Consider the following 1,796-nt stretch of genomic DNA (forward strand, 5'->3'; position numbering starts at 1 on the left):
CAAAGAACAGTCTATCACTATTCAGAACTCTACAGGTTTAAGTGAAGAAGAAATCGATAGAATGGTTAAGGAAGCTGAAAGCAACAAGGCTGACGATGAAAAGAAACGTAAAGACATCGAAACTAAGAACAAAGCAGAAGCTATGATCAACCAGATTGATAAGGCTTTAGCTGAACAGGGTGCTAACCTTCCAGAAGATCAGAAGAACCAGGCTACAGCTTTAAGAGATGAACTTAAGACTGCATTAGACAATAATGATATGGCTACTCTTGAATCTAAGATGAGCGAACTTGAACAGATTGCTCAGCAGATGGCTGCTGCTCAGTATCAGCAGCAGAATGCTGGTAACACAGCAGGTGCAGACACTTCATCTAACAACAATAACGATGATTTCGTTGATGCAGACTTTACTGAAAAGAACTAACAAGAAAGCCAAGGGCAATCCCCTTGGCTTATATTAAATGAGGTGTAATTTATGGCAGATAAGAGAGATTACTATGAAGTCCTTGGTGTATCTAGGGATGCTTCAAAAGATGAAATAAAACGTGCTTATCGTAAGATGGCAAAGAAATATCACCCTGATGTGAATAAAGCGCCAGATGCAGCAGACAAGTTCAAGGAAGTTAATGAAGCCTATGAAGTTCTTTCTGACGAGAATAAGAAGGCGGCTTATGACCGTTATGGACATGCAGCATGTGAACAGGGGGGTGCAGGTGCTGGAGGATTGGGCGGTCAGGGATTTGGCGGATTTGAAGATATGGACTTTGGGGATATCTTCGGTTCATTCTTTGGCGGAGGACAGTCACGTTCTAGAAGACCTACAGGACCACAAAAAGGTGAAGACCGTTATGTTCAGATAGAAATTGATTTCATGGATGCTATCAAGGGTAAAAAGACAGAACTTAAGATTAACTATGATGAACAGTGTTCTCATTGTCATGGTACAGGTGCTAAGAATCCTAATGATGTGCATACATGTTCTAGATGTGGTGGAACAGGACGTATTAGAGTACAGCAGCGTTCACCATTTGGTACTATCATTAATGAATCAGTCTGCCCAGACTGTCATGGTACAGGTAAGGTAGTCAAGGATAAGTGTCCACATTGTCATGGTTCAGGATATATTAATAAGAATGTCACTGTAGAATTAACAATCCCAGCTGGTATTAATTCTCATCAGCAGTTACGTGTCGCTGGTAAAGGACAGCGTGGTGTCAATGGTGGACCTAATGGTGACTTATATGTAGAAATCTATGTACGTCCACATAAATACTTTGTGAGAAACGGTAATGATATTTCTATATCAGTTCCAGTTTCTGCAGTAGATGCAACTCTTGGCTGTGAAGTTGAAGTACCTACTGTTTATGGTGATGTCACTATGAAGATTCCAGCAGGAACACAGACTGGTACAGTCATGAGACTTAAGGGTAAAGGTGTCAAGAACATGCGTGGTGATACTTATGGTGATCAGTATGTTCAGGTTAACGTTTCTATTCCTAAGAAGTTAAGCAAGAAAGAAAAAGACCTTTATACAAAACTTAAAGAATTAGATGAAAAAGAATCTATTTTTGATCAATTTAAGAAATCATTCAAGAGATAGGGATATTGAGTATTCCTATCTTTTTTGTATAATGAAATAAGGAGGACTTTATGAAATATAAAACTATATTATGGGATATAGATGGAACTCTTCTTAATTTTGAAATGTCTGAAAGAATCAGCATGGAAAAATGTTTAGAGAAGCATGGCGTATCTATGACAGAAGCACAATTTGAAGAATACAAAAAGATTAATAA

General features: G+C 38.5%; 2 protein-coding genes. Both read left to right on the forward strand.

Going from position 1 to position 1,796, the window contains the following annotated elements; translation table 11 throughout:
• Positions 1-424, forward strand: a 424-nt coding sequence (locus ACT8VG_RS10850) for an Hsp70 family protein (RefSeq protein WP_444195882.1), incomplete at its 5' end; no start/stop codon positions are given.
• A gap of 51 nt (positions 425-475) precedes the next feature.
• Positions 476-1,600: a molecular chaperone DnaJ gene (dnaJ, locus tag ACT8VG_RS10855; RefSeq protein ID WP_444195883.1), complete on the forward strand. Its 1,125-nt coding sequence runs from the start codon at positions 476-478 to the stop codon at positions 1,598-1,600.
• Positions 1,601-1,796 lie beyond the last annotated feature (196 nt).

The sequence above is a fragment of the Catenibacterium sp. genome (assembly GCF_052354645.1).
In the GTDB taxonomy this organism is placed as follows: Bacteria; Bacillota_I; Bacilli_A; order Erysipelotrichales; family Coprobacillaceae; genus Catenibacterium; species Catenibacterium mitsuoka_A.

Coding starts and splice junctions, on each gene's coding strand:
- dnaJ (WP_444195883.1), top strand. CDS start 476: ATGGCAGATAAGAGAGATTACTATGAAGTCCTTGGTGTATCTAGGGAT.